General features: G+C 70.8%; 26 protein-coding genes, 9 pseudogenes and 1 riboswitch. Of the genes and pseudogenes, 21 read left to right on the forward strand and 14 right to left on the reverse strand.

Translation table 11 applies throughout. From position 1 onward, the window contains the following. Positions 1-5: 5 nt before the first annotated feature. Genes bioD through bioB form a run of 3 tightly spaced genes read right to left on the reverse strand, consistent with a single transcriptional unit; the run spans position 6 to position 3,184 of the window. On the reverse strand, positions 6-701 hold the full coding sequence (bioD, locus tag ACWD6R_RS07950) for a dethiobiotin synthase (protein WP_451817905.1): 696 nt from the start codon (positions 699-701) through the stop codon (positions 6-8). Between the two features lies 1 nt (position 702). Beyond that, complete coding sequence (locus ACWD6R_RS07955; protein ID WP_451817906.1) at positions 703-2,007, reverse strand: adenosylmethionine--8-amino-7-oxononanoate transaminase; 1,305 nt, start codon at positions 2,005-2,007, stop codon at positions 703-705. Then, a complete protein-coding gene (bioB, locus tag ACWD6R_RS07960) occupies positions 2,000-3,184 on the reverse strand; it encodes a biotin synthase BioB (protein WP_451817948.1) in 1,185 nt (394 codons plus the stop codon). Before bioB ends, ACWD6R_RS07955 begins: the two co-directional genes overlap by 8 nt. Positions 3,185-3,328: 144 nt before the next feature. Here bioB and ACWD6R_RS07965 point away from each other — a divergent pair, with 144 nt between their 5' ends. Next, positions 3,329-4,471 carry an 8-amino-7-oxononanoate synthase gene (locus ACWD6R_RS07965; RefSeq protein ID WP_451817907.1) on the forward strand — a complete coding sequence of 381 codons (1,143 nt, stop codon included), beginning with the start codon at positions 3,329-3,331 and terminating at the stop codon, positions 4,469-4,471. A gap of 42 nt (positions 4,472-4,513) precedes the next feature. Here ACWD6R_RS07965 and ACWD6R_RS07970 read toward each other — a convergent pair. After that, positions 4,514-4,763, reverse strand: a pseudogene (locus ACWD6R_RS07970) (Scr1 family TA system antitoxin-like transcriptional regulator); the annotation flags it as partial. On the opposite strand from ACWD6R_RS07970, the pseudogene ACWD6R_RS07975 reads away from it, so the two are divergent. Beyond that, positions 4,759-5,100: pseudogene (locus tag ACWD6R_RS07975) on the forward strand (IS1380 family transposase); the annotation flags it as partial. The pseudogenes ACWD6R_RS07970 and ACWD6R_RS07975 sit on opposite strands and share 5 nt — an antisense overlap. Positions 5,101-5,692: 592 nt before the next feature. Continuing rightward, a pseudogene (locus ACWD6R_RS07980) lies at positions 5,693-6,004 on the forward strand (transposase); the annotation flags it as partial. A 9-nt stretch (positions 6,005-6,013) separates the two neighbouring features. Here the strand turns inward: ACWD6R_RS07980 and ACWD6R_RS07985 are convergent. Together ACWD6R_RS07985 and ACWD6R_RS07990 are read right to left on the reverse strand one after the other, a co-directional pair. After that, positions 6,014-6,223 (reverse strand): hypothetical protein, encoded by a 210-nt coding sequence (locus tag ACWD6R_RS07985; RefSeq protein ID WP_451817949.1) that lies wholly within the window; start codon positions 6,221-6,223, stop codon positions 6,014-6,016. 46 nt (positions 6,224-6,269) lie between these two features. Continuing rightward, a complete protein-coding gene (locus ACWD6R_RS07990; protein ID WP_451817908.1) occupies positions 6,270-6,494 on the reverse strand; it encodes a hypothetical protein in 225 nt (74 codons plus the stop codon). A gap of 147 nt (positions 6,495-6,641) precedes the next feature. Between ACWD6R_RS07990 and ACWD6R_RS07995 the strand changes: the two genes are divergently transcribed. After that, complete coding sequence (locus ACWD6R_RS07995) at positions 6,642-6,824, forward strand: DUF6480 family protein (RefSeq protein WP_345515775.1); 183 nt, start codon at positions 6,642-6,644, stop codon at positions 6,822-6,824. A 135-nt stretch (positions 6,825-6,959) separates the two neighbouring features. After that, a pseudogene (locus tag ACWD6R_RS08000) lies at positions 6,960-7,160 on the forward strand (ATP-binding protein); the annotation flags it as partial. A 173-nt stretch (positions 7,161-7,333) separates the two neighbouring features. On the opposite strand, the pseudogene ACWD6R_RS08005 reads toward ACWD6R_RS08000, so the two are convergent. Next, a pseudogene (locus tag ACWD6R_RS08005) lies at positions 7,334-7,837 on the reverse strand (LysR family transcriptional regulator substrate-binding protein); the annotation flags it as partial. On the opposite strand from ACWD6R_RS08005, the pseudogene ACWD6R_RS08010 reads away from it, so the two are divergent. Then, positions 7,819-8,032: pseudogene (locus ACWD6R_RS08010) on the forward strand (LysE family translocator); the annotation flags it as partial. The pseudogenes ACWD6R_RS08005 and ACWD6R_RS08010 overlap by 19 nt on opposite strands. A gap of 40 nt (positions 8,033-8,072) precedes the next feature. Here ACWD6R_RS08010 and ACWD6R_RS08015 read toward each other — a convergent pair. The 3 genes from ACWD6R_RS08015 to ACWD6R_RS08025 all read right to left on the reverse strand — a co-directional run bounded on the left by ACWD6R_RS08015 (position 8,073) and on the right by ACWD6R_RS08025 (position 10,004). Next, complete coding sequence (locus ACWD6R_RS08015) at positions 8,073-8,546, reverse strand: C40 family peptidase (RefSeq protein WP_451817909.1); 474 nt, start codon at positions 8,544-8,546, stop codon at positions 8,073-8,075. 3 nt (positions 8,547-8,549) lie between these two features. Continuing rightward, positions 8,550-8,715: riboswitch (cyclic di-AMP (ydaO/yuaA leader) on the reverse strand. Positions 8,716-9,052: 337 nt separating this feature from the next. Next, entirely contained in the window at positions 9,053-9,361 is a 309-nt protein-coding gene (locus tag ACWD6R_RS08020) for a hypothetical protein (protein ID WP_451817910.1), read from the reverse strand. A 7-nt stretch (positions 9,362-9,368) separates the two neighbouring features. Then, positions 9,369-10,004, reverse strand: a complete 636-nt coding sequence (locus ACWD6R_RS08025) for an ATP-dependent Clp protease proteolytic subunit (RefSeq protein WP_451817911.1) — start codon at positions 10,002-10,004, stop codon at positions 9,369-9,371. 89 nt (positions 10,005-10,093) lie between these two features. Here ACWD6R_RS08025 and ACWD6R_RS08030 point away from each other — a divergent pair, with 89 nt between their 5' ends. The 9 genes and pseudogenes from ACWD6R_RS08030 to ACWD6R_RS08070 form a co-directional block, all read left to right on the forward strand. Further along, entirely contained in the window at positions 10,094-10,378 is a 285-nt protein-coding gene (locus tag ACWD6R_RS08030; RefSeq protein WP_451817912.1) for a type II toxin-antitoxin system Phd/YefM family antitoxin, read from the forward strand. A gap of 208 nt (positions 10,379-10,586) precedes the next feature. After that, positions 10,587-10,742, forward strand: a pseudogene (locus tag ACWD6R_RS08035) (TetR/AcrR family transcriptional regulator); the annotation flags it as partial. Positions 10,743-10,878: 136 nt separating this feature from the next. Then, positions 10,879-11,181, forward strand: a complete 303-nt coding sequence (locus tag ACWD6R_RS08040; protein ID WP_451817950.1) for an urease subunit gamma — start codon at positions 10,879-10,881, stop codon at positions 11,179-11,181. A gap of 12 nt (positions 11,182-11,193) precedes the next feature. Then, positions 11,194-11,505, forward strand: a complete 312-nt coding sequence (locus tag ACWD6R_RS08045; protein ID WP_451817913.1) for an urease subunit beta — start codon at positions 11,194-11,196, stop codon at positions 11,503-11,505. Next, on the forward strand, positions 11,498-13,219 hold the full coding sequence (locus tag ACWD6R_RS08050) for an urease subunit alpha (RefSeq protein WP_451817914.1): 1,722 nt from the start codon (positions 11,498-11,500) through the stop codon (positions 13,217-13,219). Before ACWD6R_RS08045 ends, ACWD6R_RS08050 begins: the two co-directional genes overlap by 8 nt. 13 nt (positions 13,220-13,232) lie before the next feature. Beyond that, positions 13,233-13,895, forward strand: a complete 663-nt coding sequence (locus ACWD6R_RS08055) for an urease accessory protein UreF (protein ID WP_451817915.1) — start codon at positions 13,233-13,235, stop codon at positions 13,893-13,895. A 37-nt stretch (positions 13,896-13,932) separates the two neighbouring features. Then, a complete protein-coding gene (ureG, locus tag ACWD6R_RS08060; protein WP_451817916.1) occupies positions 13,933-14,610 on the forward strand; it encodes an urease accessory protein UreG in 678 nt (225 codons plus the stop codon). Continuing rightward, the gene (locus ACWD6R_RS08065) at positions 14,607-15,380 is read left to right on the forward strand and encodes an urease accessory protein UreD (RefSeq protein ID WP_451817917.1); all 774 of its coding nucleotides are present in this window, start codon (positions 14,607-14,609) and stop codon (positions 15,378-15,380) included. Before ureG ends, ACWD6R_RS08065 begins: the two co-directional genes overlap by 4 nt. A gap of 159 nt (positions 15,381-15,539) precedes the next feature. Then, a pseudogene (locus ACWD6R_RS08070) lies at positions 15,540-16,119 on the forward strand (alpha/beta hydrolase); the annotation flags it as partial. 136 nt (positions 16,120-16,255) lie between these two features. On the opposite strand, the gene ACWD6R_RS08075 reads toward ACWD6R_RS08070, so the two are convergent. Beyond that, entirely contained in the window at positions 16,256-16,966 is a 711-nt protein-coding gene (locus ACWD6R_RS08075) for a lysophospholipid acyltransferase family protein (protein ID WP_451817918.1), read from the reverse strand. 211 nt (positions 16,967-17,177) lie between these two features. Here ACWD6R_RS08075 and ACWD6R_RS08080 point away from each other — a divergent pair. Continuing rightward, positions 17,178-17,474 (forward strand): annotated as a pseudogene (locus tag ACWD6R_RS08080) (CDP-alcohol phosphatidyltransferase family protein); the annotation flags it as partial. Here ACWD6R_RS08080 and ACWD6R_RS08085 read toward each other — a convergent pair. Continuing rightward, positions 17,434-17,913: an adenylyltransferase/cytidyltransferase family protein gene (locus tag ACWD6R_RS08085; RefSeq protein ID WP_451817919.1), complete on the reverse strand. Its 480-nt coding sequence runs from the start codon at positions 17,911-17,913 to the stop codon at positions 17,434-17,436. The pseudogene ACWD6R_RS08080 and the gene ACWD6R_RS08085 overlap by 41 nt on opposite strands. A gap of 365 nt (positions 17,914-18,278) precedes the next feature. On the opposite strand from ACWD6R_RS08085, the gene ACWD6R_RS08090 reads away from it, so the two are divergent. The 3 genes from ACWD6R_RS08090 (at position 18,279) to ACWD6R_RS08100 (ending at position 22,473) form a co-directional block, all read left to right on the forward strand. Then, positions 18,279-19,484 (forward strand): glycosyltransferase family 4 protein, encoded by a 1,206-nt coding sequence (locus ACWD6R_RS08090; RefSeq protein WP_451817951.1) that lies wholly within the window; start codon positions 18,279-18,281, stop codon positions 19,482-19,484. Then, the gene (locus ACWD6R_RS08095; RefSeq protein ID WP_451817920.1) at positions 19,481-21,181 is read left to right on the forward strand and encodes a lipopolysaccharide biosynthesis protein; all 1,701 of its coding nucleotides are present in this window, start codon (positions 19,481-19,483) and stop codon (positions 21,179-21,181) included. The genes ACWD6R_RS08090 and ACWD6R_RS08095 overlap by 4 nt, the downstream gene beginning before the upstream one ends. 74 nt (positions 21,182-21,255) lie before the next feature. Then, on the forward strand, positions 21,256-22,473 hold the full coding sequence (locus ACWD6R_RS08100; RefSeq protein ID WP_451817921.1) for a hypothetical protein: 1,218 nt from the start codon (positions 21,256-21,258) through the stop codon (positions 22,471-22,473). Positions 22,474-22,709: 236 nt separating this feature from the next. On the opposite strand, the gene ACWD6R_RS08105 is transcribed toward ACWD6R_RS08100, so the two are convergent. Continuing rightward, positions 22,710-24,218 carry a hypothetical protein gene (locus ACWD6R_RS08105; RefSeq protein ID WP_451817922.1) on the reverse strand — a complete coding sequence of 503 codons (1,509 nt, stop codon included), beginning with the start codon at positions 24,216-24,218 and terminating at the stop codon, positions 22,710-22,712. Between the two features lie 123 nt (positions 24,219-24,341). Here ACWD6R_RS08105 and ACWD6R_RS08110 point away from each other — a divergent pair, with 123 nt between their 5' ends. Both ACWD6R_RS08110 and ACWD6R_RS08115 read left to right on the forward strand, forming a co-directional pair. Further along, positions 24,342-24,881: a WcaF family extracellular polysaccharide biosynthesis acetyltransferase gene (locus tag ACWD6R_RS08110; RefSeq protein ID WP_451817923.1), complete on the forward strand. Its 540-nt coding sequence runs from the start codon at positions 24,342-24,344 to the stop codon at positions 24,879-24,881. Continuing rightward, positions 24,878-26,005: a glycosyltransferase gene (locus ACWD6R_RS08115; RefSeq protein WP_451817924.1), complete on the forward strand. Its 1,128-nt coding sequence runs from the start codon at positions 24,878-24,880 to the stop codon at positions 26,003-26,005. Before ACWD6R_RS08110 ends, ACWD6R_RS08115 begins: the two co-directional genes overlap by 4 nt. Here the strand turns inward: ACWD6R_RS08115 and ACWD6R_RS08120 are convergent. Continuing rightward, on the reverse strand, positions 25,984-26,667 hold the full coding sequence (locus ACWD6R_RS08120) for a hypothetical protein (protein WP_451817925.1): 684 nt from the start codon (positions 26,665-26,667) through the stop codon (positions 25,984-25,986). The genes ACWD6R_RS08115 and ACWD6R_RS08120 overlap by 22 nt on opposite strands. Positions 26,668-26,760: the final 93 nt, after the last annotated feature.

Consider the following 26,760-nt stretch of genomic DNA (forward strand, 5'->3'; position numbering starts at 1 on the left):
GCCGCTCAGTCGGCGGTCCGGTTTCCGCCCAACTCCGCGGTCAGCCAACTCGCCGCCCGGGCACGGAATTCGGCGGGTGCGAGGGCGCCTGCGCCCGCCGGTACGCTGCCCAGCAGCGGCGCGCCCGCCGCCACCGGCAGATCGTCGAGATTGCAGCGCGCGGCCAGATCCGGTTCGGCGGGCATGCTGCCCACGACCACGCCCAGGCACTCCAGCCCGCGCGCCCGCAGCACCTCCGAGGTCAGCGCGGTGGAATTGAGCGTGCCGAGCCCGGCGGGTGCCACGACCAGGACCGGAGCGCCGAGCAGCCGCGCCGCGTCCGCGAGCGTGGCGCCTTCGTCGTCGAACCGTACGAGCAGCCCTCCCGCGCCCTCGACCAGCACCAGATCGTGGTCGGTGGCGAGCTTCTCGGCCGCCTCCGCGATCTGTTCCGGGCGCACGGGCGCCAGGCCCGCCCGTCGCGCGGCGGTGTCCGGCGCCAACGGCTCGGGGAACCGGGCCAGTTCGAGGCCGGTCACCGCCTCGCCGGCAAGCCTGCGCACCTCGAAGACATCGCCCGGCTCGCCCGGCGCAACCCCCGTCTGGGCAGGCTTGAGCACGGCCACCGAACGCCCGGCGGCGACCGCCACCGCGGCCACGGCCGCCGTGACGACCGTCTTGCCGATCTCCGTACCCGTACCGCTCACCATCAGTACCGACATCTCAGCCCTCCCGCGCCGCCGCGCACACCGCACGGCAGATTCGCGCCAGATCGTCGCCGCCCGTCACATACGGCGGCATCGTGTAGATCAGGTCCCGGAACGGGCGCAGCCACACGCCCTCACGGACCGCTGCCTCGGTGGCGGCCGCCATGTCAACGTCGTGATCGAGCTGTACGACGCCGATGGCGCCCAGAACGCGTACATCCCGTACACCTGCGATCGCACGGGCCCCGGCCAGGCCCCCCAGCAACCCCGCTTCCAGGCGCTTGACCTCCTGCTCCCAGTCCTGGCCGAGCAGCAGATCGATTGAGGCGAGGGCCACCGATGCGGCCAGCGGATTGCCCATGAAGGTCGGCCCGTGCGCAAGCACCGGGACCTTGCCGCGCGAGATACCGTCCGCCACCCGTGAGGTGCAGAGGGTTGCCGCCATCGTCAGATAGCCGCCGGTCAGCGCCTTGCCGACGCACATCACGTCGGGGGAGACCCCGGCATGCCCGGCGGCGAACAGTTTCCCCGTACGCCCGAAACCGGTCGCGATCTCGTCGAACACCAACAGCACGTCATGGGAGTCGCACGCCTCGCGCAGCACCCGCAGATAGCCGGGGGAGTGGAACCGCATCCCGCCCGCACCCTGCACCACCGGCTCCACGATCACCGCGGCCAGCTCATCGGCATGCTGCGCGATCAGCTCCCGAAGATGCTGTACGTACGTCTCATCCGGTTCCTCGTCGAAACCGCCCGGCGGCTCGTCGGCGAAGACCTGCCGGGGCAGCACCCCCGACCACAGCTCATGCATGCCGCCCTCGGGGTCGCAGACCGACATCGGCTGCCAGGTGTCCCCGTGGTAGCCGCCGCGCCAGGTCAGCAGCCGCTGTTTGGCGGGCTTTCCGGTCGAGTTCCAGTACTGCAGACACATCTTCACCGCGACCTCGACCGACACCGAACCCGAGTCGGCGAGGAAGACATGGCGCAGCGGCTCCGGTGTGATCTCGACCAGCCTGGCGGCCAGCCGCACGGCGGGCTCATGGGTGAGCCCGCCGAACATCACATGGCTCATCCGGTCCAGCTGGCCACGCGCCGCCTCGTTGAGCACCGGGTGGTTGTAGCCGTGCACCGCCGACCACCAGGACGACATACCGTCGACCAACTCGCTCTGCCCGTAGGCCGGTTCGGCGAGCCGGAGACGTACTCCGGACGCGGACTCCACCACCAGCGGCTCCTGCCGGCCCGGCATCGGGCCGTACGGATGCCAGACGTGGTCCCGGTCCAGGGTCCGCAGTTCGGCCGGGGAGAGGGGCTCAGGCATTGGGTGCGAGATCCGTTCCCGCGCCACGACGGCGGACCGCCACCAGATCCGTTCGCGCGCCCGGCACCCCGGCCTCGGCGTCCCCCGGTTCGTCGGCCACGTCACCGCAGGGCGCACAGCCCCCCGCGTGCGAGCCGCAGCCGCCACCGGTCTCCGCCTCGGCCGCCGCGTCCGTACGGTGCCGGGGCAGCGTCGTCGTACCCGCGCCCTCCACCTCGAAACCGGCGTCCGCGATCATGTCCAGATCCGCCTGTCCCGCCTGGCCCTCACTGGTCAGGTAGTCGCCGAGGAAGATCGAGTTGACCAGGTGCAGGGCGAGCGGCTGCATCGAGCGCAGATGTACTTCGCGGCCGCCCGCGAGCCGGACCTCGACATCTGGGCAGACGAACCGGACCATCGCCAGAATGCGCAGACAGCGCTGCGGGGTGAGGTTCCACTCCTTGGCGAGCGGCGTCCCCTCGAACGGGATCAGGAAGTTCACCGGAACCGAGTCCGGGTCCAGCTCGCGCAGCGAGAAGACGACGTCGACCAGATCCGCGTCGCTCTCACCCATCCCGGCGATCAGCCCGGAGCACGCCGAGAGTCCCGCGGCCTGCGCCTGCTGGACGGTCTCCACCCGGTCCGCATAGGTGTGGGTGGTGGTGATGTCCCCGTACGTCCCCTCGGACGTATTGAGGTTGTGGTTGTACGCGTCGGCGCCCGCAGAACGCAGCCGGTCGGCCTGCCCGGCGGAGAGCAGACCGAGGCAGGCGCACACCTCGACGCCCTCGTTCTGCTCCTTGATGGTCTCGATCGTCTGCGACACCCGGTCGACGTCACGGTCCGTCGGACCGCGGCCGCTCGCCACCAGACAGACACGCTTCGCGCCGCCCGCCACCCCGGCAGCGGCGGCCTTCGACGCCTCGTCCGGTTTCAGCCAGGTGTACTTGAGGATCTCGGCCTTCGAGCCGAGCCGCTGCGAGCAGTACGAGCAGTCCTCGGGGCAGAGCCCGGACTTGAGATTGACCAGATAGTTCAGTTTCACCCGCCGGCCGAACCACTGGCGGCGCACCTTCCCGGCCGCGGCCACCACTTCGAGCAGGTCGTCGTCCGAGGTCGCCAGCACGGCGAGCGCTTCTTCGCGGGTCGGCAGCTCGCGCCGCAGCCCCTTGTCCACCAACGTGTTCAGGAGGTCCATGGTCATGATCCTGGCTTACGGCATCGCCCGCAGCCAAGGAGGAACCGGACAATAGAGCCCACAGAGCGTGTGTGTATTGCCACAGCATGGCGGGCCACGCCCGCGGCTAGGGTCTGTGAGCTGCCTACAAAAGGGACCGCCGACATGTCCTTCGCCCCGTTCGACTGGATCGATGACGAGGCGCGCCGCCGTGCGGACGCCGGGCTCGTCCGTACCCTGCGCCCCCGGCCAGCCGAGCCGGAACTGCTGGACCTCGCGAGCAACGACTACCTGGGCCTCACCCGGCACCCCGAGGTGACCGCGGCCGCCGCCGAGGCCGCGCACCGGTGGGGTGCGGGCGCCACCGGCTCCCGGCTGGTCACCGGTTCCACCGCGCTGCACGCCGACCTCGAACGCGAACTCGCCGAATTCTGCGGTTTCGAAGCGGCCCTCGTCCTCTCCTCCGGCTACGCGGCCAATCTTGCCGCGCTCACCGCCCTCACCGGCCGTGGCTCCCTGATCGTCTCCGACGCGGGCAATCACGCCTCCATCGTGGACGGTTGCCGCCTCTCCCGGGCGGACACCGCCGTCGTACCCCACGCCGATCCCGAAGCCGTCGCCAAGGAACTGCGCGCGCACGGCGGCCGCGCCCTGGCCGTCACCGACTCGGTCTTCTCCGTCGACGGAGACGCCGCGCCGCTGCCGGAACTGGCCGGCGTCTGCCGTACGGAGGGCGCCGCGCTGCTCGTCGACGACGCGCATGGTCTGGGCGTGCTCGGGGAGGGCGGGCGCGGCGCCCTCGCCGCCGCCGGTCTCGCGGGTGGTGACGGGATCGTCACCACCCTGACTCTCTCCAAGTCCCTGGGCAGTCAGGGCGGAGCGGTCCTCGGGCCGGCCCGGGTGATCGACCATCTGGTCAACGCGGCCCGCACTTTCATCTTCGATACCGGGCTCGCACCGGCCGCGACCGGCGCGGCTCTCGCGAGCCTGCGCCTCCTGCGCCGCGAGCCGGCACGCGCGGGCATGGCCCGTACGGTCGCCACTGCACTGTACGAACGGCTGACCGCGGAGGGGCTGACCGCCGTACGCCCCGACGCCGCAGTCGTCTCGGTCCGGGCACCTTCGCCGGACGCGGCGGTGCGCTGGGCGGCCGACTGCCGCGCGGCCGGGATCGCGGTGGGCTGCTTCCGCCCGCCGTCGGTCCCGGACGGCATCTCGCGGCTGCGGCTCACCGCACGGGCCGACCTGACGGAGGCGCAGATCGCGACCGCGGTGGCGACCGTCCTGCGGACCGCGCCACTGACCTGACCTGACCGGTCAGCCGACCGGACCGTCGTTCAGACCGGAAGCGAACGGTCCGGTGATGCCGATGTACCCGCCGACCGGGAACGGCAGCAACTTCACCTGTACATGGGGCGGTTGGGACAGCCATGCAAATGACGCAGCTGGTCTCGCATCACCCGGCGTCCGCCGACCTCGCGCCGCATCACTCGTCGAGCACCGCGGTCAGCCGCAACGGCGGATCCGTCCGCAGCACCCCCTGCCGCACGAGCCGCACCTCCACCAATGAGTCCAGCTGACCGGCGGGCAGCCCGTCACAGGTCGTTGAACTGACCGGCCTGGTCGATCTCGCCGGCTACCCGGATGGCACCCGCATGATTCCGCGTCGTGAACGCCCTCATCCCGGCGCCCAGCTTTCCCTCTTCGACCAGGACGAAGGCATGCGCCACCAGGTGTTCCTCACCGACACCGGCTACGACGGCGGTGGATCCATCCAGTATCTGGAGGTCCGCCACCGCGGACACGCCACCGTCGAGGACCACATCCGCTGCGGCAAGGACACCGGCCTCGGCCGCTTCCCCTCCCGCCACTTCCCGGTGAACGCGGCCTGGCTGGAGCTGTCCCTGGCCGCGATCGACCTGCTCGCCCGGACCCGCACCGGCGGAGGAGGCGGGCAAGCCGCTTCCGGAACCGAAGTGGCCGGCTGCAGCTCAGGCGCGCATCGACCTGTCGACGGCAGCGCCGGGCGATCCCGGAACCGTCATACCGACTCCGTCCGATACAGCGTCGTCTTCGGCAACGCCGTCGCCGTCGGCATCCCCGGGCCAGGTCCAGCTCGGGATCGACTACTCAGGCTTCCAGTACGCCTACGGCGGTGATTTCGCGCAGCGTCTGATGCTGGTGAAGCTCCCCGCCTGTGCGCTGACCACGCCAGAGGCGGAGGGCTGCTCGGCGCGTGAGGTTGTTCCGAGCGACAACGACGTCAAGACGGGCACGCTGACGGCGAACGTCACCGCCGTCGCCGACACATCCGCGGCAGACCCCGGCGCCGGCAGTACGGACTCCGGTCTGTCCACTCAGCTGGGCACGACCAGCGGAGCCAGCGTCTACGCGCTTGCCACCGGTTCCTCCTCCGACCAGGGCGACTACCGGGCCTCCTCACTCGCTGCCTCCGGTTCCTGGTCGGTTTCCACCGGCTCGGGAGCCTTCACGTACAACCTGCCGATCCAGCTGCCTGCTCCCGCCATGGGCTCGGCACCCTCCCGCAGCGGACCACGCCGACGCCGCCCCGCCAAGCTGCACGCAGACAAGGGCTACGACTACGACCACCTGCGACGTTGGCTCCGCTCACGCGGGATCACCCACCGCATCGCCCGGAGGGGCATCGAGTCGTCCAAGCGTTTGGGCCGACACCGCTGGACCATCGAACGCACCATGGCCTGGCTCGCCGGCTGCTGCCGCCGCCGCCGCCACCGCCGCTACGAACGCAAAGCCGAGCACTTCCTGGTCTTCACCAGCATCGCTTGCGCCCTCATCTGCTACCGCAGGCTCACCATATGAGACGAGTTCTTATGCTGCTTCGTACAGATGAGCGGGGCCGCCGCGCCATTCGACCCATTGCGGGTCGTCGAGGCAATGCTCGGCGTCATAGATCCCAGCTCGCCGGAGGAATTCGACGAGGTCGCGGTCATCGTGGGCGTGGCCGACCATCTCTCCGTTGATGGTGACCGCCCGGCCACCGGACGGTGCAGAGCGATGCACGACTATCGGGGCGCTCATCATGCATTCAGGGTGCGCCCGCTCGGCTGCTCGTGCGCGCCGCGCATTACGCAGTTTCGTATCTGTGCGCTGCGGCTCCCTGCCACTGGACCACGGCCGGGTTGTCGAGGATCCGTTTCGGGTCTTTCAGTCCGGCGTCGGCGAGGAACACGATGAGGTCGTGATCGCTGTGAGCGAGTCCGAGCCGTTCGTCACGATTGTTGATGTGCACGATGACGGGGCGGGCGCCGGACGGGGTGGGTGCGTGGATGGTGATCGGTGGCGTTGCCATAACTCCAAGGGTGGCCCGGGGTGCCGGTGAGCGCATCCGGCTGGCCCAGGTGCGAAGGGCTTGGTCCGGCGTGAGGATCGGGGTACGGGCGGTGGCCCGGCTGCCCCGGCCCTGCCGGTAGGGATGCGGCCGAGAGAAGGTGGAGGCATGGCTATATCACTGAATCCCCCAGGGGAGACACCACCTGCCGAGGGCTCCATCAGTGAAGCCCACCAGGAACGCCCGGACGGAGGCATCTGGGAACACCCCGCCCTATGGGCAGGACTCATTCTGCTGGGATCGGTCATCTTTGCCGCGTTCTTCATCGCGCGGATTTTCGGATACGGATGACCAACCGCACCCGGCGATGACCGGTGACCAGTCCTCGGCCGGAGCCGACGGCGATGAGCAATCGGACGAGAGGGACCGGTGGTCCCCGTGGGCGAGCCGGTCTCGGTCCCCGCAGCCCGGAGATTCGTGGCGCGGGTGCTCGCCGACTGGGGACTGCCCGACGACACCGAGACCGCCGACACCATCCGGCTCATCGTCTCGGAACTCGTGACCAACGCCGTCCAGCACACCTTCGGCCAGTCGCCCACCTTCACCGTGGACCTCCGGCTGGGGCGGGAGGAACGGCTGCACCTCGGAGTGACGGACAGCCACCCCCCGCGGGCCCCGGCGCCTGCCCGCCGCCGTGCAGCAGGACTACGGACGCGGCATGGTGATCATCCGCTGTCTGGCCAAGGAGTGCGGCGGACGGTTCACGGTCACGCCCACCACCGAGGGCGGCAAGACTGTCTGGATCGCGCTCCCGTGGACCGTACCCGCCCAGACCTGACTGCCCGAGCGGGCGCCGCACGTCACTGCGCCGACGTCGCCCGCCCGAAGCCGCCGCGCAGCAGTGCGCACAGCGTCGCCGCCGCTCCGCTCGCGCGCTCGCCGTGGTGCACCACCGAGATCGTCCGCCGGAACGCCGCGGGTTCCAGTCGGCGCACGGACAGCGGAGTCGGCGACATCGCTGCGACCATCTCCGGCACCACTGCCATCCCGATTCCCGCGCTGACCAGGGCGCACACCAGGGCATAGCCGGGCGACTCGCAGACCACCGCGGGCGTCGCCCCCGCCTCGGCCAGGGCGTTCTCCACCCCGCGGCGGGGCGGATGGGCCGGTGCGCTGCTGATCAGCGGCCGGCCGGCCAGCTCCGTCACCGGCAGCCGTCCCGTGCCCTCGGACAGCACCTGGCCGACCGCAGTGATCAGCACCAGCTCCTCGACCAGCAGCGGCTCCACGCACACCCCGGACGGCAACGGCGCCGCGGGCCCCGGCTCGTACGCATGGGTCAGCGCCAGATCGACCTCACCCGACCCCCAGGACCCTGCTGCCGGCCACCGTCGTCGTGCTGCTCGCGCTGATCTGGTTTCCGTCCGTGGCACTCCTGGTGGACCGCCTGGGACGGTGGCTGCGCCTTGCCGCGTGCCGCCCGCGCCATCGAGGGTGGCAGCGGCGCGGCGCTCACCGCGCCGGGGCTGGTTCTGGTGACTGGACCCCTGGTGCACTGAAGCGCGTGGTGAATGGGGGGCCGGAGGAGAATCGGAGGGATCAGCGAACTCGTCCGTACCAGACGCTCCTCGTCCAGATCTTCTCCAGCCGCACGACGGAACCGGTCTTCGGGGAGTGCCAGATCTTCCCCCTGCCGGCGTAGATGCCCACGTGGTAGACGCTGCGCCCCGAGTGGAAGAAGACCAGATCGCCGCGTTTGCGTTTCGACGCCGAGACGTGACGGGTCTTGTTGTACTGCTGCTGGGCCGTGCGTGGGAGCTTCTTGCCCACCTTCTTGAACGCGTACAGCGTCAGCCCGGAACAGTCGAAACGGTGGGGGCCGGTGGCCCCGTACCGGTACGGCGATCCCTTCTTCGACGCGGCGATCCTGAGCGCCTTCGTTGACTGCGTCGCGGCCTGGGCGTCGGTCACGGCGCCGGGGACGATCATGGAGCCGCCGACGGCGGCGAGCGTCAGAACCGTGGCCGTACCGGCCCGGGTGATCAGAAACGGGACATGAACCTGCGCAGTCATGCGCAACCCTTCGTCAGCCGCCTGTGAAGGATGACCTGTCGGGTTCGGGCTGGCGAAGTTGCCCGGCCGCAAGATGCGGCTTCACCCCGAGGGTCGATCCGGATGCCCGGTCGACCCGTTGCGCTCGGGTCCTCCACTCCTGCCGATCCACTTCTGTCGACCAGTCATCCGGGCGGCGGCAGGACTCGGCGTCCGCCCGGACCGCCTCGCCGTGGTGGCGGGGGCTTGTCGTCCCACGGATCTTGACTCACCGGCTGCCGGATTTCCGGAGAAAAACAGCGATATACGAGATTCGCCATCAATGGTCTATTTGGGTGGGCAAGGGAGGATTTGGGTACTCGTTGGGCTGCCTCGACCAGTCCCGTACCAGCGGTGGAACGGCATATTTCGCTCACCGTCCACGCCTGCGGCGCAAGTCGAGACTTCCCTCTCGCGGGGGATTCCTTGCGCCGGACGAGCGAGAAAACTCGATCAGCATGCCGGGCGTGTCGCCGACGGAGAGATGATCAACTCATCGGGGCAGGGGGCACGGTGACCCGTCCGGCCCGCCGTTCCCCGTCCAACACGCGCAATGCCCGCGCCAACGTGGCGGCGTGGATCTGTGCTTCCCCCCGCTCGTGCATCAATGTGAGCGCGTCCCGCAGGGCGCCCGCCCGCGAGGCGAGTGCCTGGGCCGCGCGCAGCGCACCGTAGGTGTCGCTGCCGCGGGCGGGGTTGATCCGGCCCAGCTGGTCGAGCGCTTCCAGGTAGCAGTCGATGAACTCGGCCTCGGCGCACGTCAGTGCGGGCAGTGGTGGGAGGTGGGGTGGCTGCATCGGTGGTTCACCTCGCGCTGTTCGGCGGGAGCGACGTCCTGCGGTTCTCCAGGACGTGGTCCACCAGCCCGTACGCCTTGGCTCCGGCGGCGTCGAGGATGAGGTCGCGCTCGAAGTCGGCGGCGATCCGCTCGGCGCTGCGGCCGGTGTGACGGGCCAACATGCGGGTGAGCAGCTCGCGGACGCGGACCAGTTCCCGCGCCTCGATCTCCAGATCGGACGGCTGGCCCTGCACCGGCTCCGGGAGCTCGGGCTGCTGGACGACGACCCTGGCCCCGGGCAGGGCGTGCCGCCGGCCGGGAGCGCCCGCGGCGAGCAGGACCGCCGCGCTGGAGCCGGCCTGGCCGAGGCAGAACGTCTCCACCTCGCAGGTGAGGTAGTCCATCGTGTCGTAGATGGCGGACATGGCGCCGAACGAGCCGCCGGGGGAGTTGATGTAGAGGGAGATCGGCCGGTCGGGCGCGGCGTGCTCCAGATGCATGAACTGCGCGATCAGGTCGTTGGCGGCGGTGTCGTCGACCGGGGTGCCGAGGAAGACGATGCGCTCGGCGAGCAGCTTGGAGTACGGGTCGAGGGTGCGGGTCCCGTCGGTCGTGCGCTCGGTGAACTCGGGCAGGACGTAACGGGCGGCAGGGCGGAACATGGCGAGGCCTCTCCTCCGGTGTCTGTACGCGGCCTGCGGGGGCATCCGTAAAAAATGTACAGGACGTACAGAAGGTTATGATGGGGACTATGGCCTACGAGATTCCGGTGACGCAAGCACGAGCTGAACTCGCCGAACTGATCAACCGCGTCGTCTACGGCGGCGAGCGGGTCGTGGTGACGCGGCACGGAAAGCCGCTCGTGGCGCTCGTCTCGGCCGCTGACCTGGAGCGACTTGAGAACGACGCGGCCGTCGCGGAGGAGCAGGTGATCAGCTCGGTCTCCTCGATCGGCTCCGCGGTGTCCGCTCCGGGCGAACGGCGACGCTTCGGCATCGCGGCGGAACACCGGGGACAGCGCGACACGGGCAACTGACCGCCCCTGCAGGCAAAAGCCGTGCACCCCTGTCCGCTGCGGCGGGGGTGCACGGCGGCCGTGACGGTGGGGCTCAGCCCGCCAGGGCCGGCTCCGGCGTGCTGGGTGCCGGGACCGCCGCAGGTGCCCGGCGCCGGCCTCCGGCGAGAACGGCCGTCAGTCCCAGGGCCACCCAGACGGCGAGCGTCGGTGCAGCGCCGCCCGCGGCGCTGCCGATGTGCCGTCCGACCATGTGGCCCGCACGCTGATCGCCACCGCCCATGGGTTCATCGCGCAGCCGGCGATGTTCGGGGACGCCGCGCCCGAGGTGCTGGAGGACGGCCTGCGCGGGCTGATGTCCATGGATCTGGAAAAGAGCAGTTAACGCGCCGGAAAAACTTGCGCCCTAGCCTGCAATACCTCGCCGTGAGGCAGCGGTTCTGCGTTCAACAGTCTGTTGTGCGGTTAATGTCTCGCTGCGCCCAGAACCGGACTGGGCGGAAGACTGTGAGGTGGACACGTTGCAACTGACCCCGCATGAGCAGGAACGCCTGCTCATTCATGTGGCTGCCGATGTGGCGGAGAAGCGCCGGGCGCGTGGACTTCGGCTCAATCACCCCGAGGCGGTCGCGCTGATCACTGCGCATCTGCTGGAGGGTGCCCGTGACGGCCGTACGGTCTCGGAGCTGATGGTGTCCGGGCGGAAGGTGCTCACCCGCGACGACGTCATGGACGGGATCCCCGAGATGGTGCACGATGTCCAGGTCGAGGCCACCTTCCCGGACGGCACCAAGCTCGTCACCGTCCATGACCCGATCGTCTGACGGGGCGCCGCCGTGATCCCCGGAGAGATCCTGTACGCGGACGGGCCCGTGCCGCTCAACGCGGGCCGAGCCGTCACCCGCCTCACCGTCCTCAACGCCGCCGACCGGCCCGTCCAGGTCGGCTCGCACTACCACTTTGCCGAGGCCAACCCCGGTCTGGGCTTCGACCGTTCGGCCGCGCACGGCCTGCGGCTGAACATCGCCGCCGGAACAGCCGTCCGCTTCGAGCCCGGCATCCCCGTCGACATCGAACTCGTGCCCCTCGCCGGACGGCGCATCGTCCCGGGCCTGCGCGGCGAAACCGGAGGTGCCCTCGATGGCTGAGCTCAACCGCGCCGTGTACGCCGATCTGTTCGGGCCCACCACCGGCGACCGCATCCGGCTCGCCGACACCGATCTGCTCGTCGAGGTCGAGGAGGACCGTTCCGGTGGTCCCGGACTCGCGGGCGACGAGGCGGTGTTCGGCGGCGGCAAGGTGATCCGCGAGTCGATGGGCCAGGCGCGCACCACCCGCGCCGAAGGAGCCCCCGACACCGTCATCACCGGCGCCGTCGTCATCGACCACTGGGGCATCGTCAAGGCGGACATCGGCATGCGCGACGGCCGGATCACCGGGATCGGCAAGGCCGGCAACCCGGACACGATGGACGGCGTCCACCCCGACCTCGTCATCGGCCCCGAGACCGAAATCATCGCGGGCAACGGCAAGTTCGTGACGGCCGGCGCCATTGACGCGCATGTCCACTTCATCTCGCCGACCATCGTCGACCAGGCGCTCTCCGCCGGTGTCACCACGCTCGTCGGCGGCGGCACCGGACCGGCCGAGGGCACGAAGGCGACCACGATCACCCCCGGCGCCTGGCACCTGGCCCGGATGTTCGAGTCGCTGGAGACCTACCCCGTCAACGTCGGGCTGCTCGGCAAGGGCAACACGATGTCCGGCGACGCCATGCGGGACCAACTGCGGGGCGGTGCACTCGGATTCAAGATTCATGAGGACTGGGGGGCCACCCCGGCCGTCATCGACGCCTGCCTGAAGGTGTGCGAGGAGAGCGGCGCGCAGCTCGCCATCCACACGGACACCCTCAATGAGGCCGGATTCGTCGCCGACACCCTCGCCGCGATTGCCGGGCGCTCCATCCACGCGTACCACACCGAAGGCGCCGGTGGCGGGCATGCCCCGGACATCATCACCGTGGTCTCCGAGCCGTACGTTCTGCCGAGCTCCACCAATCCGACCCGGCCGCACACCGTCAACACCATCGAGGAACACCTCGACATGCTGATGGTCTGCCACCATCTCAACCCCGCCGTGCCGGAGGACCTGGCGTTCGCCGAATCGCGGATCCGGCCGTCCACCATCGCGGCCGAGGACATCCTCCACGACCTCGGGGCGATCTCGATCATTTCCTCCGACGCCCAGGCGATGGGTCGCGTCGGCGAGGTCGTCCTGCGCACCTGGCAGACCGCCCACGTGATGAAGAAGCGCCGTGGCCCCCTGCCCGGCGACGGTCGGGCCGACAACCACCGGATCCGTCGCTATGTCGCCAAATACACCATCAATCCGGCCGTCGCCCAGGGCCTCGACCAGGAGATCGGCTCCGTCGAGACCGGCAAACTCGCCGACCTGGTGCTGTGGGAGCCGGCGTTCTTCGGCGTCAAACCGCAGACCGTCATCAAGGGCGGACAGATCGCGTACGCGCAGATGGGCGACGCCAACGCGTCCATCCCCACCCCGCAGCCGGTCATGCCCAGGCCCATGTTCGGCGCACTCGGCCGGGCGCCCGCCGCGAACTCGTTCAACTTCGTCGCGAGCGCGGCCATCGAGGACGGGCTGCCCGAACGCCTCGGACTCGGCAAGAGGTTCGTACCGATCACCAGTACCCGTGGCGTGACCAAGGCGGACATGCGGGAGAACGACGCCCTGCCGCGAGTCCACGTCGATCCGGACAGCTTCGCCGTGACCATCGACGGCGAACCGGTCGAACCCGCACCCGCCACCGAACTCCCCATGGCCCAACGCTACTTCCTCTTCTGAGACAGGGCATGTGATGAGCCGCGCAGCTCTGCTCGTCCTCGCCGACGGCCGGTTCCCCGCCGGTGGCCACGCCCACTCGGGTGGCGCCGAACCGGCCGTCGAGGCAGGACGCATCCGTAACGCCGAAGACCTGGCCGCCTTCTGCCGGGGCCGCCTCCACACCACCGGACTCACCGCCGCGGCACTCGCCGCGGCGGCCGCCCACGGCCTCGACCCGCTCGCCCTCGACGAGGCCGCCGACGCGCGCACCCCGTCGCCCGCCCTGCGGGCAGTCGCGCGCAAGCTCGGCCGTCAGCTGATGCGGGCCGCCCGCGCCACCTGGCCCAGCCCCGAACTCGCCGCGCTCGCCCGGGCCCGCCCGCGCGGCGCCCACCAGCCCGTCGTGCTCGGCCTCACCGCACGTGCGGCGAGGCTCGGGCCCGAGGATGCGGCGCACTGCGTGGCGTACGAGACGGTCAGCGGACCGGCCACCGCGGTGGTCCGGCTGCTCTCTCTGAACCCCTTCGAGGCCACCGCTGTCCTTGCCCGCCTGGCACCCGAACTCGACCGGGTCGCCGAACAGGCTGCCGCCGCCGCACGGAGCGGCATCGACGCGCTGCCCGCCGCGTCGGCGCCGCTGCTCGACATCACCGCGGAGGCCCACGCGGCGTGGCCGGTCCGCCTGTTCGCCTCGTAGAGCCACACGCACCACACCCCACCAGGAGCCGCACCCCATGCATCTCGACCACTCCCACGACGGCCCGGCCGCGGTGAGCGCCGACGCCGCACGCCCGGACGGCACCCGCCGTGCCCTGCGCATCGGGCTCGGCGGGCCGGTCGGCTCCGGCAAGACGGCGACGGTCGCCGCGCTCTGCCGCGCGCTGCGTGACCAGCTGTCCATCGCCGTCGTCACCAACGACATCTACACCCGTGAGGACGCCGAGTTCCTGCTCCGCAACGCCGTACTCCCGCCCGAGCGCATTCAGGCCGTCGAGACCGGCGCCTGCCCGCACACCGCCATCCGGGACGACATCTCCGCCAACCTCGAAGCCGTCGAGGACCTGGAGGACAGCGTCGGACCTCTCGATATGATCCTCGTCGAGTCCGGCGGCGACAATCTCACCGCCACCTTCTCCAAGGGCCTCGTCGACGCCCAGATCTTCGTCATCGACGTGGCGGGCGGCGACGACATCCCGCGCAAGGGCGGCCCCGGCGTCACCACCTCCGACCTCCTCGTGATCAACAAGACCGACCTCGCCCCGTACGTCGGCTCCGATCTGGACCGGATGGCCCACGATGCCGCACAGCAGCGCGGCGCACTCCCGGTAGCCTTCACCTCTCTCACCTCCGGCGAAGGGGTCGGACCCGTGGCGGCCTGGGTGCGCGCACAACTCGCCGCCTGGACCGCATGAGCGTCCAGGCAGCCGCCCGGATCACCGCCGTCCTCGACGGCCGCGGCGCCACAGCCCTTCCTGTGCTGGAGAGCAACGGGCCGCTCGCCCTGCGCCGGACCAGGGCCACCACCGCCCCGTACGCCCGCGTCACCGTCGTCGGCGCGATGAGCGCACCGCTGGGCGGCGACCGGCTCTCCATCACTGCGCGCGTCGAGGAGGGCGCCCGGCTCACGGTGGACTCCGCCGCGGCCACCGTCGCGCTGCCAGGACCGGGGCGTATGCCCCAACCCGCTTCGTACGATATCGCGCTGACCGCGGGGGAGCGGGCCGTGCTCAACTGGCTTCCGGAGCAACTCATTTCCGCGTCCGGCAGTGAGCTGCACATGACCACCCGGGTCGAACTCGCCGCCACCGCACGGCTGGTGCTGCGTGAGGAGCAGATCCTCGGCCGGCACGGCGAGTCCACCGGCACCCTCGGCGCCCGCCTCACCGTCCACCGCGCCGGTCGTCCGCTGCTCGACCAGGAGGTGGCGTACGGTCCCGGGGCGCCCGGCGGCTGGGACGGCGGGGCCGTACTCGGCGGCCATCGCGCGGTCGGTCAACTCCTCGTCGTGGACTCGGCATTCGAGGATGAATGCCCCGAGACGCGACTGCTGGGGCCGACCGCCGTACTCACCCGGCTCGCCGGCCCCGGGGTACTGGTGACCGCCGTGGCCCCCGATGCTCGACTGCTGCGTACCGTCCTGGACCGCGCCCTGGACGAGCTGCTGGACGCCGGACGCGGGTGAGCACCGCTCAGCGGGACACGGGTCTCCGGTTATCGATTCGGTAAAGAAGTGCGTGTACAGCCTGTTCCTAGGAACCCCATAGACGACAGGATCCGCGGGAGGACCCGATGTGAACTGCGCCGCTACCTGCGGCGCTTCAGAATATGGGGGAGGTTCCACTTGAGACGCACAGCACTGCTCGGCTCGGCCGGCACTCTGATCGCGGGCACGCTCGTAGCCGGCGCTATCGTCGCACCGACTGCCACAGCCGACAGCCGCCACCACAACGGTTCGGAGGCGCGGCGTCCAGATCGCCGCCGCACGAGCGTCCCACGCCGGCATCGACTGGAAGGACTGCCCGGCCGACTGGGCCCTGACCACACCTATTCAGTGTGGCTGGGTGACCGTGCCGCTCGACTACGCCAAGCCCGACGGCAAGCAGATCAAACTCGCGGTCGACCGGCACGTCAGCACCGGCACGAAGGAGCAGCGGCAGGGCGCGCTGCTCTACAACCCGGGCGGCCCCGGTGGTTCCGGGCTGCGTTTCCCCACCCGGATCACCAATAAGAACCCGCTGTGGACGAAGACCGCGCAGGCGTACGACTTTGTCGGCTTCGACCCCCGCGGTGTCAGCCACTCGGCGCCGATCTCCTGCGTCGACCCGCAGGAGTTCGTGAAGGCCCCGAAGGCCGACCCGGTACCCGACAGCGAGGCCGACAAGCGCGCCCAGCGCAAGCTCGCCGCCGAGTACGCGGACGGTCGACTGCCCGTACCTCATCGGTCCACCGCTTGTCCCGGCCGCCCGTGCGCGAGGCCGCGGTCACTTTCCAGCCGTCCTCGGCGAGCGCCTGCACGGCCACCCGCCCGTTGGGAGTTCGCCTTTCGCGGATTCGCCGTCAGCGTCGCCGTTTCGGGAACTTCTTCGCCTGCTCGGCCTGTTCGGCCTTCGCCTTGGCCGCGTACTCGTCGACGTACTCCTGACCGGAGAGCCCGAGAATCGCGTACATGATCTCGTCGGTGACCGCCCTGATCGCCGCCTTCTGATCCTCCATGCCCGCGTAACGGGAGAATTCCAGCGGCTCACCGAAGCGGATGGTGACCTGCTTGATCCGCGGCACGACCCTGCCGGGAGGCTGGATCTCGAACGTACCGACCATCGCGCACGGCACGACGGGCACCCGCGCCTTGAGCGCCATGACCGCGACACCGACCCTGCCCTTGTAGAGCCTGCCGTCGTGCGAACGGGTGCCCTCCGGGTAGATCCCGAGCAGCTCGCCCTTGCTCAGCACCCCGAGCCCTTCACGGATCGCGGCCTGCCCCGCGTCCTTCCCGGACCGGTCCACCGGAATCTGCCCGGCGCTGCGGAAGAACGCGGCGGTCAGCCTCCCCTTGAGACCCGGGCCGGTGAAGTACTCCGCCTTGGCGAGGAAGGTGATGCGCCGTTTGATGATCGCGGGCATCAGGAAATGATCGGAGAAGGACAGATGGTTGCCGGCGACGATGGCCGCACCGTGCTCCGGGATGTGCTCCAGTCCCTCGATCCTGGGCCGGAACAGCAAGCGCAGGATCGGCCCCAGAATGACGTATTTGAGAACGTAATAGAACACGGGGCGGCTCCTAGCTCTGCCGGATCAGCTCCAGGGCTGCGTTCTGCCAGGTCAGCGAAGATCTCAGGGAGGACAGCCTATGTGCAGCCGGCGTCGCGTGTAACCGTCTTCGGGCAGGTCGATGCTGATCCTCTGCTGACCTCACTGACAAGGTGTCAGCTCGGGCGCCGCGTCGGAGTCGGTGCGGGCCGGGGTCGGTCCGACCGCGGCCGACGGATGGCTGCTGGTGCCGCTCGGCTTCCAACTCGCCGTCGTCGTCGCGTTCTTCGGCGGACTGCTCACCGAGCAGCTCAATCCCAAGGCAGCCCCGGGCGACCGTGCCACACCCTCCGCGGCACGCGCGGTGGCCCTGCTCCCTGTCTGCCACGGGATGTTCTGCCTGGTCTTCCTGCTGTTCGGCGGCAGCGATTTCCGGTGGGCCTATGCCGTTCTCGCCGCGGCCGCCGCGCTCTTCCTCGTCGCCTTCCTCACCAAGTGGTTCCGGGAGCGGTCCGCAGTTCGTCGGTGAGCCGCGTCCCGCCAAGGGCGTCGATGGCACGTCGCAGCTGGGTACTCGACGTGTGCACGGTGTACGGGAAGTAGACGACGTCCACGCCCACAGTGGCGAAGTCCCGCTCCAGCCGCTCCCCTTTCGGCGTGCCCCGCCAGTCGTCGCCCTTGAACAGCACGTCGAAGCGGACCTGTTTCCACGTCTCCAGCTTGTCCGGCACGGTCTCGACGAACGCGGCGTCCACGTACTGGATGCTGCGGACGATCTCCAGCCGCTCGACCAGCGGGATCATCGGCCGCCTGTCCTTGGCCCGTTCGGCCATCTCGTCCGAGACCACGCCTGCCACCAGGTAGTCGCACTGGGCACGTGCGTGGCGCAGGATGTTCAAGTGCCCGATGTGGAAAAGATCGTAGGCGCCCGGCGCGTAGCCCACGCGATACGGCTTGCTCGATGGCACAGATGCCCCCCTCGATCGATGGTGTCCCCCTTTGCGCACTCCTTTGCGGGGATGCGCGGACTTTGACGATAGCGTTCATGCTCGGTGCAGGAAGGGTGAATAATTGGGGTGCGTCCTGGTTCACTGCCGAGCAGAGCGTGGGACCGGGGGTCCCGTAAGGCGCGGACACGCAGGGGAGGCCGCCGAGGCGGCCGGGGGGAAGGTTTCGTCGCGTGACACACACCCACGACGAGCGTCGCAATCGGGACGGGAGCGGGGCTACCCGCGCAGGGGCCTCCGTGCCGCGGCAGCGCACCACTCAGCCGGACGTCACCGTGGTTACCGACGAGGAGGGCGAACTCGCCTCGAACAGACGCCGGTTGCTCCTGGTGTCCACCAACTACGCGCCCGAGCACACGGGTATCGGCCCGTACGCCACCGGCATCGCCGAGCACTGGGCGAGCCGCGGGCACGACACCCACGTCCTCGCCGGGCTCCCGCACTACCCGTCCTGGCGCCTCGACCCCGCCTACCGCAAGGTGTGGCGGGTCACCGAGCAGCGTGCCGGAGTCACCGTCCACCGTCGTCGGCACAGCGTCCCGGCGCGACAAAGCGCCCTGCGCAGAGCCTTGTTCGAGGGATCGATCCTCGCCCACGGTCTCGCCGCTCCGCCCCGCACCGGGCGCGTCGACGCCGTGCTCGCCCAACTGCCCAGCCTCGCCGGGGGAGTGCTCGGCGCCCGTATCGCCGCCCGGCACCACGCCCCGTACGTGCCGGTCGTGCAGGACCTCATGGGGGCCGCCGCGGCACAGTCCGGCATCCAGGGCGGCGGCCGCGCCGCTGAGCTGGCCGAGCGTGCGGAGTCGTGGGTGCTGCGACGAGCCACCCTCGTCGGCGTCATCCATGAGACGTTCGTCGAGCGGGTGGGGGCCATGGGCGTGGATCCCGGACGCATCCGCCTGGTTCCCAATTGGTCACACATAAAGGCTCCTTCGGCGCCCCGTGCCCGCACCCGTGAACGCCTGGGCTGGCGGCCGGAGCAGACCGTGGTCCTGCACTCCGGCAACATGGGCCTCAAGCAGGGGCTGGACGTGCTGGTGGAGGCGGCCCGCCGCGACCCGGCCACCCGGATCGTGCTGATGGGAGACGGCAACCAGCGCGAGCACCTCGCCCGCCGTGCTCACGGACTGCCCAATCTGGAGTTCCTGCCTCCCGCTGCCGATGCCGACTTCCCCGACGTGCTGGCCGCAGCCGACGTGCTCGCCGTGACCCAGCGTGCCTCCGTCCTCGACATGAGCGTCCCCTCCAAGCTCACCTCCTATTTCGCGGCCGGCCGCCCGGTGGTCGCCTCCGTCGCCGCCGAAGGCGGCACGGCCCGCGAGGTGCTGCGCTCCGGTGCCGGAATGCTCGTGGAACCGGAGAATCCCGATCAATTCCTGTCAGCAGTGCGTAGACTCGTCGAAGATCCGGCGATGGCCGACGAGTTGGGCGCTGCGGGGCCGCGCCATGTGGCTGCTCGTCTGTCACGGGAAGCGGGTCTTGCGCGGATCGACGCGCTGATCGACGAGGCTTTGGGGGGTCTTGGCAGGTGAGCGACGCACACGTTCCCGTCCGGGGGGAGGACGAGCCGGAGCAGTTGCGCGAGCAGTTCCGTCAACTGCTGCGCTACCGCTGGCTGATCGGCGGCGGCGTCGGCGTCGGACTGCTGGCCGGGGCCTGGCTCGGCATCACCGGCGCCGACAGCTACGCCGCCACCACCGACATCGTGCTGCGCGCCCCCACCGGCGACCCCTTCGCACCGACCCTCTCCAGCGACAAGGCGATCAACATGGGGTCCGAGCGGCAGACGGCGCTCAGCCGCAAGGTCGCCGAAGGCGCCGCGAAGCGACTCGGGATGGGCGCGGACGAGGTCGACCGGCTCCAACACGGGCTCCAGGTCACCAACCCGCCGCAGACCCTCGTCCTGCACTTCACGTACAACGCCTCTGACCCGAAGGAGGCGGCGCGCCGCGCCAACGCCCTTACGCGGTCCTACGTCGACCTGCGCAGGGAACAGTGGGAGTCCGTCCGGGGTTCCATGCTCAAGAGCCTGCAGGAGCAGCTCGATCCCGTCGCCAAGCAGAACGACGAACTCTCCCAGCGAATCAAGGGACTGCCCGACGGCTCCGCCGCGGACTCCGCCTACGCGGTGCAGGCCAACCTGCTCAACCGCATCACCGACCTGCGTAGCAAGATCACCAGTCTGAAGGCGCTCGACATGACGCCCGGCAACGTGATCCGCAACGCCACCGTCCCCACCTCGTCCGACGGGCCGGGCCTGCCGCTCTCGCTCGGCCTCGGCGGCGGCGTCGGCGTCGGCCTCGGCCTGCTCGGCGCCTGGGTGCGCCTGGTCTTCGATCCCGCGCCGCGTTCGGCCGGTGACGTGGCCCGTGCGGTGCGCGGTCCCGTCCTCGGCGCGCTGCCGCGCGGTTCGGCAGGTGCCCTGGTGGTCGGCCGCACGGACTCCCGGGCGGCCGAGGAGTACCGCTCGATCGCCTTCCGGCTTGCCTACGACGAGAGGTTCGCCGACCGGCGCCGCCTGCTCGTCGTCGCCCCGCGCGGTTCCATGGAGTCGAGCGTGGCCGTCGCGGTCAACCTCGCCGCCTCCTTCGCGGAGACCGGCAAGAACGTGCTGCTCGTGGAGGCCGATCTGCGCACCCCGTCCCTCTCCGAACGGCTCGACGTGTCCGCCACGTCCCGGCCCCGCTGGAGCCGCGCCCCTGAGCACACCGAGGGCGAGTGGCCCGGTCGGGGCCAACTCGTGGTCGACGCGGCCGAGTCCGGGTCCTTCGGCCTCGTCCCCGGCGAGCGGGTGCGCAACGTCCCGCGCGCGCTGACCTCCGCGGCCACAACCCGGCTGATCGCCGAGGCGGACGATCCCGATGCCACCGTCGTGGTCGTCGCCCCGCCCGTCCTCGCCTACGCCGACGCCCTCGCTCTCGTGGACCGTGTCGACGGGGTGCTCATCGTATGCGACCCGCGCACCGTGCACCGCGCCGACCTGGTTCGCATCCGCGAGCTGATTGTCGGTGCGGGCGGCACCGTGCTCGGCGCGGTGACGCACACCGAATCGCGCCGGGGCGCATCGGCGACCGCCGCCCGCCGCGACAACCGGCACCGTGAGCCCAGGAGTTCGGCAGCCCGCCCCGCTCCGTCCAGCACCCGCCCCGAGCCCGGGCGGCACCTCGACGGCGACGGCGACGGCGGCGACACGGTGGCTCTGCGCACCGTCCGCTCGGGGGACCGGTGACCGCCCCGGGGGAGCAGCCGCCGACATCCGACCCGCCGCGCATATCGCGGCGTTCGACGGCTGTGTTCGCCTCTGTGCTCGACCAGGCGGCATCCAGTCTCACCAACATCGCCGTGCTGGTGATCGCCGCCCGTGACTCCACCGTGCACGGGTTCGCCACCTTCTCGATGGTCTACCTGACCTTCACGGTCCTGCTCGGCCTCAACATGGCGTACGTGGGCCAGGCCGTCGTCCTCACCCGGGGCGACACCGGGGCCGCCTGTCGGTCCGCGGTCTCCTTCACCGCGCTGGCCGCCACCGCCGTCGGCGCCCTGCTTGCCGCCGTCGGCGCGGTCACCGCCGTCGTCACCGGCGGCTGGGCCGGGCCGGGCGGAGCCTTCCTCGCCCTGGGGCTCGTCCTGCCGCTGGTGCTGGTGCAGGACGGGCTGCGGTACGCGTTCTCCACTCTGCGGCGCCCTGGCCTGGCGCTGGCCGCGGACAGCCTGCGCCTGGTGTGCGCGGTCCCCGCGCTGCTGCTCCAGCCCCGGCATACGGCGCCGGGGCTGCTCGTGGCCGTCTGGGGACTGTCGGCTGTGCCGGCGCTGCTGCTCGGCCTGCGCCTGCTGTGGCCCCACGTGCGCGGCGCCCGAGCCGACCTGCTGCCCTATGTGCGCCGGGGCCACCTCGGACAGCGCTTCGTGGTGGAGTTCGCCGTGGGCAACGCCTCCAGCCAGCTCGCCGTGCTGGGCCTCGGGCTGTTCGCCGCCCCGCTGGCGGTCGGAGCGCTGCGCGGGGCCACCACGCTTTTCGGCCCGCTCAACGTCCTGTTCAACTCGGTCAACGCGTTCGGGCCGCCGCTGCTGGGCCGTCTCAGAGGCCGCCGGGCCACCGCCCGCGCCGCCGCCGTGCTCGGCCTCGCGCTCTGCGCCGTCGGCCTCACCTGGGGACTGGTGCTCTACGCCCTGCCCGGCAGTGTGGGACGTCAACTCCTCGGCGCCACTTGGCAGTCAGCTTCCGCGCTACTGCCCGCCTCGGGTGCCCAGTACGCGGTGATGGGCCTGGGTACCTGTGCCCTGGTGACCCTGCGGGTGCTCAGCCCGCGCGCCACCCTGTCGGTGCAGGTGGTGTTCTCGCTGCTCTCGGTCGTCCTCATGCTCGGCGGGTACCTGCTGAGCGGGTCGGCGCTGGGCGCGGCCTGGGGACTGGCCGCGGGTTCCGCGCTGAAGGCGGTGGCGGCCTGGACACGCGTCGCCCGCCTGCGCGCGGAGGAGCGGCCTACGGCCGCGCCCGTCCCGGCTGTCCCCACGGGCTGAGAGCCTGTCGGGTGACCTTCGATCGGAAAGCGGACGCGGTCTGGTGCGTGCGATTCCAAGGCGCTGGAAGGCCCTCGGATGGGGTCTCCCCTGCTCGAACGAAGCTGAGAGCTTGGGGAAGGAGCTACTAGGGCGTTTCGGCAACGCGGGAAGCGTGCGTGCCAGGGCGTGGCCGCCCGATCAGAGGTCGCCCGACAGGCTCTGAGAGCCGGCAGGACCGGCCGGGCCGTCCCTGTTCAGCGCAGCCCGGTCGCCCGGTCCTGCCGGAAAGTGGTGATCAGCGCGATGCAGCACGCCGCGATCGCCACACGCCCCGACGCCTGCAGCAGGGGTCCCCGCAGCAGGATGAAGGAGTACCCGGCGACCAGGGGCACGGTCAGCGCGATCAGGCTGCCCGGCGGGGCCCGGCGCACCGCCCGACGCGCATAGCGGTAGTCGACCCGCGCCGCCGCGTACCCCAGGGCCACGAACCCCGCCGTCATGCCGACCGGGCCGAAGTCGATCCACAGCTCGGCCCACACCGGAGACGAGAGATTGGTGTTGGTCGCCCCCATCCACTGGCCGATCACCACGCCGGTGTCCATCGGCTTGCCCGGCCACACCGACCGGGGTACCGCGAACAGCACCGAGCCCGCCAGCTGGCGACCGTAGGTGTGGCCGCGCTTCGACTGCACGTAGGTGATGGTGTTGGCGAACATGCCGACCTGGTCGTAGTCCTTGAGGGCCAGCGGCTCCAGAGGTGAAGTGGTCTGGAACGGACGGTAGTTGGCATCGTCGTAGCGGAACCGGTCCGCGAACGGGAAGACGATCAGCGCCATCACCACGCCCAGGCTCAACGCGGTCCGGTACAGCGTGGCGCTCACCGGGAAGACGGTGAACAGCAGTGAGAAGAGGACGGTGAGGAACCAGAAACGCGGGTTGGAGATCGGGTTGTTGACCACCGCGTTCAGCGCGGCCAGCGCCAGCCACACGGCGATGATCACCATGGAGCGGCGGGCCCGCCGCGAGGTCACCAGCCACCGCGTGTACACCAGCCAGGCGATGAGGGCGGGCACGGTGCCGAAGCCGCGCACGATGGCCTGCCCCGCCTGCGAGTCCGCCTGGGAGAGTCCCGCTTCCTCGACGCTGCTGGTGATCTCCTGGCGGCTCGTGAAGAAGACCGCGGGGCCGCCCAGTTTGACCACAAGGAGCGCCGAGCCGACGAAGGCGACAAGTGCCAGTAGGTACAGGCGGCGGCGGTGCACCAGCGCCGGGCGCAGCCTGTCGTCCCGCTCCCGGCCCGGCCGCTGGCGGGCCAGCAGCGAGCCGATGTCGAAGGCGACACAGCCGATCAGGACGAGCGAGACGGCTTCGGTCAGATCGGTGCGCGCCCCCACCACCGGGGTCGGCGTGCGTCCGAGTACGTCCTGGGCGAGTGGCGCCACCCCCATCGCCATGTAGACGAACAGCCAGAACGAACCGGCGAGCAGCTTGCGGCGGCTGGTGAGGATCATCGCCGACAGCCGGGTGCCCGCGTACATCGTCAGCACCAACTGCATCCACAAAGCGGAGTCGCGCAGGCCCGTGCCCGGCTGGACCAGCACCAGCAGCGGCAGGAACGCCGAGAAGCCGAGCACGAGCGGGACCGACAGCGCGCGCGAGAGCAGCGTGCGCGGTGAGAAGAGCGGCAGCGCGGTGCGCTCGTGGGAACTCGGCTCCGGCGACTTGAGCGCCGTCGTCGCGCTCCGGTCCGTTTGCTGCGTCATGGCGCCCCCGCCCCCGAAAAAGATCCCCGCCGCAGTATATCGACGCCGCGCCCGTGGTGAGCGGTCAGCTACTAGAGTGTGGCGAAGTAGCGTCTGGGGAGGCGCCGTTGGGGGGATGGTTCGATGCGTGATCTCCCGGCCTTCACACTGGCCGGATACGACAAGGGGCGTGGCAAACTCGTCCAGGCGCTCTGGTTCGCGGTGATGAACACGGTCTTCATGGCATGGTTCACCCCGGCCCGGGTCAGGGCGGCCCTGTTGCGCGCCTTCGGCGCCGAGATCGGAACCGGGGTGCTCATCCGTCACCGCGTGCGGGTGCTGTGGCCGTGGAAACTGACGGTCGGCGACCACACCTGGATCGGCGAGGGGGCGTGGATCCTCAACCTGGAACCGGTCACCCTCGGCGCCCACGTGTGTGTGTCGCAGGAAGCCCTTCTGTGCACCGGTGGCCACGACCATCGCGCCGCCGACTTCCGGTACCGCAACGCGCCGATCACCGTGGACGACGGCGCGTGGATCGCCGCCCGTGCCACCGTCCTGGCCGGAGTGAAGGTCGGACGCTGTGCCGTCGTCGGCGCCGGGGCAATCCTCCACAATGACCTGCCCGAACTGATTCTGCACACCGCCGACAACCGGCGCCGACCCGTCGAGGAGCCGGCGTGAAAGTGCTGCACGCGGTCACCCTGCACAGCGCCACCCACGCCTTCGGCGGCCCGGTCCGGGTCGCCCTCAACCTCTGCCAGGGCCTGCGCGAACGCGGACACGACGCCCGCCTCACCGGCCTGGCCGACGGCTTTGAGCGGCCGCTGCCCGAGGCCGTGGAGGGCGTGCCCGCCCGGCTCCATCAGGCGCGCAGGGTTCTGCCGTTGGGGTTCAGCGGCCTGACCTCCCCGTCGCTCCTCGCCGGCGCCCACCGCCTCGTGCGACGGGCCGACGTGGTCCATGTGCATCTCGCGCGCGACCTGGTGACGCTACCGGTGGCGCTCGCCGCGCTGCGCGCCGGGCAGCCCCTGGTCCTGCAGACGCACGGAATGGTCGACCCGAGCGAACGGCTGTCGGCCCGGCTCCTCGACGCGGTCGCGGTCCGCAGGGTGTTGCGCGGCGCCGCTGCCGTACTGCATCTCACCACGCACGAACTCCGGGATCTGCAATCCGTGGTGGGCGGAGCGGGCCTCGACCGAGCCGTCCGCCTGGTCAACGGCGTTCCCGCGCAGCCCGGGGGCACGGCACCCCAGGGGCCGCCGCGCATCCTGTACGCGGCCCGGCTGCAGGCCCGAAAACGCCCCGTCGACCTGGTGGACGCGGCGCCCGCGATCCTGGCCCGGCACCCGGAGGCGACCTTCGTCGTGGCCGGGCCGGACGAGGGAGAACTCGCAGCCGCGCGGCGGCGGATCGACGAACTGGGACTGGTGGGGAAGGTGAGCTGCCCAGGGCCGCTCACCAAGGCGCGCATGGCCGAGGAACTGCGCCGGGCGCACGTCTACGTGCTGCCGTCGGTGGACGAGCCGTTCCCGATGTCGGTCCTGGAGGCGATGGCCGTGGGCACCCCGGTTGTGGTGACCGACTCCAACGGGCTGGCCCGCGACGTGGACCGGTCCGGAGCCGGGCGCGTGGTGACCGGCCCGGACGGCATCGCCCCTGCGGTGCTCGACCTGCTGGAGCCGTCCGTGCGCCGGTCCGCGTCGGCGGCGGCCCGCAAGCTCACCGCCGGGACGTTCTCCATGGACGCGGTCCTGGGCGCGCTGCTCGACGTGTACGAGCGGGCCTACGCGGGAAGCCAGGCGTAGCAGCCCGACGAGACGAACGTACGGGTCCCGGCCGGGATCCTCGCGGTCACCTTCTCCGTGTTGCCCGGACCAGGGCCGGACGCCAGCACCTTGTCGTCCGCGCCCAGCGCCTTCCAGGTGCAGCCCCCGGCGGTGGTCAGCGCCCGGTATGTGTCCGGCTCCGGTTTCCTGCGCGTGCCGTCGGCGAAGCCGGTCGCGGCGGCGCCCAGCAGGGGCTTCTGCTTCGGGCACAGCTGGTTGATCGCGTCGTCGGCGCCCGGCACGTCCCCGGCGATGAGCGCGCCGATCGCGGCGTTCTTGTCGTGGACGGCGGTGCGCTCGATGCGCTGGCAGGCCTCCTGGCCGACCTGGAGCACGGCGGCCGGGTCCATGTTCGCGGGTACCCGGCCGTGCAAGTACTTCTTCTCCTTGGCGGTGAAGGAGCCGGTCGCCGGGGTGAGCTTCGCGTCGGGCAGGACCGGGCCCTTGGATGGTGTCGACGGGCCCTCGGAGGCGGGGCTCCCCTGGTCGTCGGGTACGGCGGCGGCCTGGTCGTCGGAGATGCGCTGCGTGGGCTTCGGCTTCGCCTCGGTGCCGCCCTCCGAGCTGCAGCCGGCGAGCGCGAGGAGCGCGGTGAGAGCGACGGCGCCGGCGCCGCCGCGCCGAAGAGTACGAGTGTGCATGGTGGCTCCTGCGGTCCCAGTGGGCCAGGGTATGGAGGCGGGCCCACACAGAGGTGCGGGCCCGAGCGGGTGTGCGGGGCGCCGGTCCGTGGC

The sequence above is a fragment of the Streptomyces sp. NPDC005151 genome, from assembly GCF_053599875.1.

What these genes read in the sequence shown, in the direction of transcription:
- bioD (WP_451817905.1), bottom strand. Translation starts at nt 701, where the DNA reads ATGTCGGTACTGATGGTGAGCGGTACGGGTACGGAGATCGGCAAGACG.
- ACWD6R_RS07955 (WP_451817906.1), bottom strand. Translation starts at nt 2,007, where the DNA reads ATGCCTGAGCCCCTCTCCCCGGCCGAACTGCGGACCCTGGACCGGGAC.
- bioB (WP_451817948.1), bottom strand. Translation starts at nt 3,184, where the DNA reads ATGGACCTCCTGAACACGTTGGTGGACAAGGGGCTGCGGCGCGAGCTG.
- ACWD6R_RS07965 (WP_451817907.1), top strand. Translation starts at nt 3,329, where the DNA reads ATGTCCTTCGCCCCGTTCGACTGGATCGATGACGAGGCGCGCCGCCGT.
- ACWD6R_RS07985 (WP_451817949.1), bottom strand. Translation starts at nt 6,223, where the DNA reads ATGAGCGCCCCGATAGTCGTGCATCGCTCTGCACCGTCCGGTGGCCGG.
- ACWD6R_RS07990 (WP_451817908.1), bottom strand. Translation starts at nt 6,494, where the DNA reads ATGGCAACGCCACCGATCACCATCCACGCACCCACCCCGTCCGGCGCC.
- ACWD6R_RS07995 (WP_345515775.1), top strand. Translation starts at nt 6,642, where the DNA reads ATGGCTATATCACTGAATCCCCCAGGGGAGACACCACCTGCCGAGGGC.
- ACWD6R_RS08015 (WP_451817909.1), bottom strand. Translation starts at nt 8,546, where the DNA reads ATGACTGCGCAGGTTCATGTCCCGTTTCTGATCACCCGGGCCGGTACG.
- ACWD6R_RS08020 (WP_451817910.1), bottom strand. Translation starts at nt 9,361, where the DNA reads ATGCAGCCACCCCACCTCCCACCACTGCCCGCACTGACGTGCGCCGAG.
- ACWD6R_RS08025 (WP_451817911.1), bottom strand. Translation starts at nt 10,004, where the DNA reads ATGTTCCGCCCTGCCGCCCGTTACGTCCTGCCCGAGTTCACCGAGCGC.
- ACWD6R_RS08030 (WP_451817912.1), top strand. Translation starts at nt 10,094, where the DNA reads ATGGCCTACGAGATTCCGGTGACGCAAGCACGAGCTGAACTCGCCGAA.
- ACWD6R_RS08050 (WP_451817914.1), top strand. Translation starts at nt 11,498, where the DNA reads ATGGCTGAGCTCAACCGCGCCGTGTACGCCGATCTGTTCGGGCCCACC.
- ACWD6R_RS08055 (WP_451817915.1), top strand. Translation starts at nt 13,233, where the DNA reads ATGAGCCGCGCAGCTCTGCTCGTCCTCGCCGACGGCCGGTTCCCCGCC.
- ureG (WP_451817916.1), top strand. Translation starts at nt 13,933, where the DNA reads ATGCATCTCGACCACTCCCACGACGGCCCGGCCGCGGTGAGCGCCGAC.
- ACWD6R_RS08065 (WP_451817917.1), top strand. Translation starts at nt 14,607, where the DNA reads ATGAGCGTCCAGGCAGCCGCCCGGATCACCGCCGTCCTCGACGGCCGC.
- ACWD6R_RS08105 (WP_451817922.1), bottom strand. Translation starts at nt 24,218, where the DNA reads ATGACGCAGCAAACGGACCGGAGCGCGACGACGGCGCTCAAGTCGCCG.
- ACWD6R_RS08110 (WP_451817923.1), top strand. Translation starts at nt 24,342, where the DNA reads ATGCGTGATCTCCCGGCCTTCACACTGGCCGGATACGACAAGGGGCGT.
- ACWD6R_RS08120 (WP_451817925.1), bottom strand. Translation starts at nt 26,667, where the DNA reads ATGCACACTCGTACTCTTCGGCGCGGCGGCGCCGGCGCCGTCGCTCTC.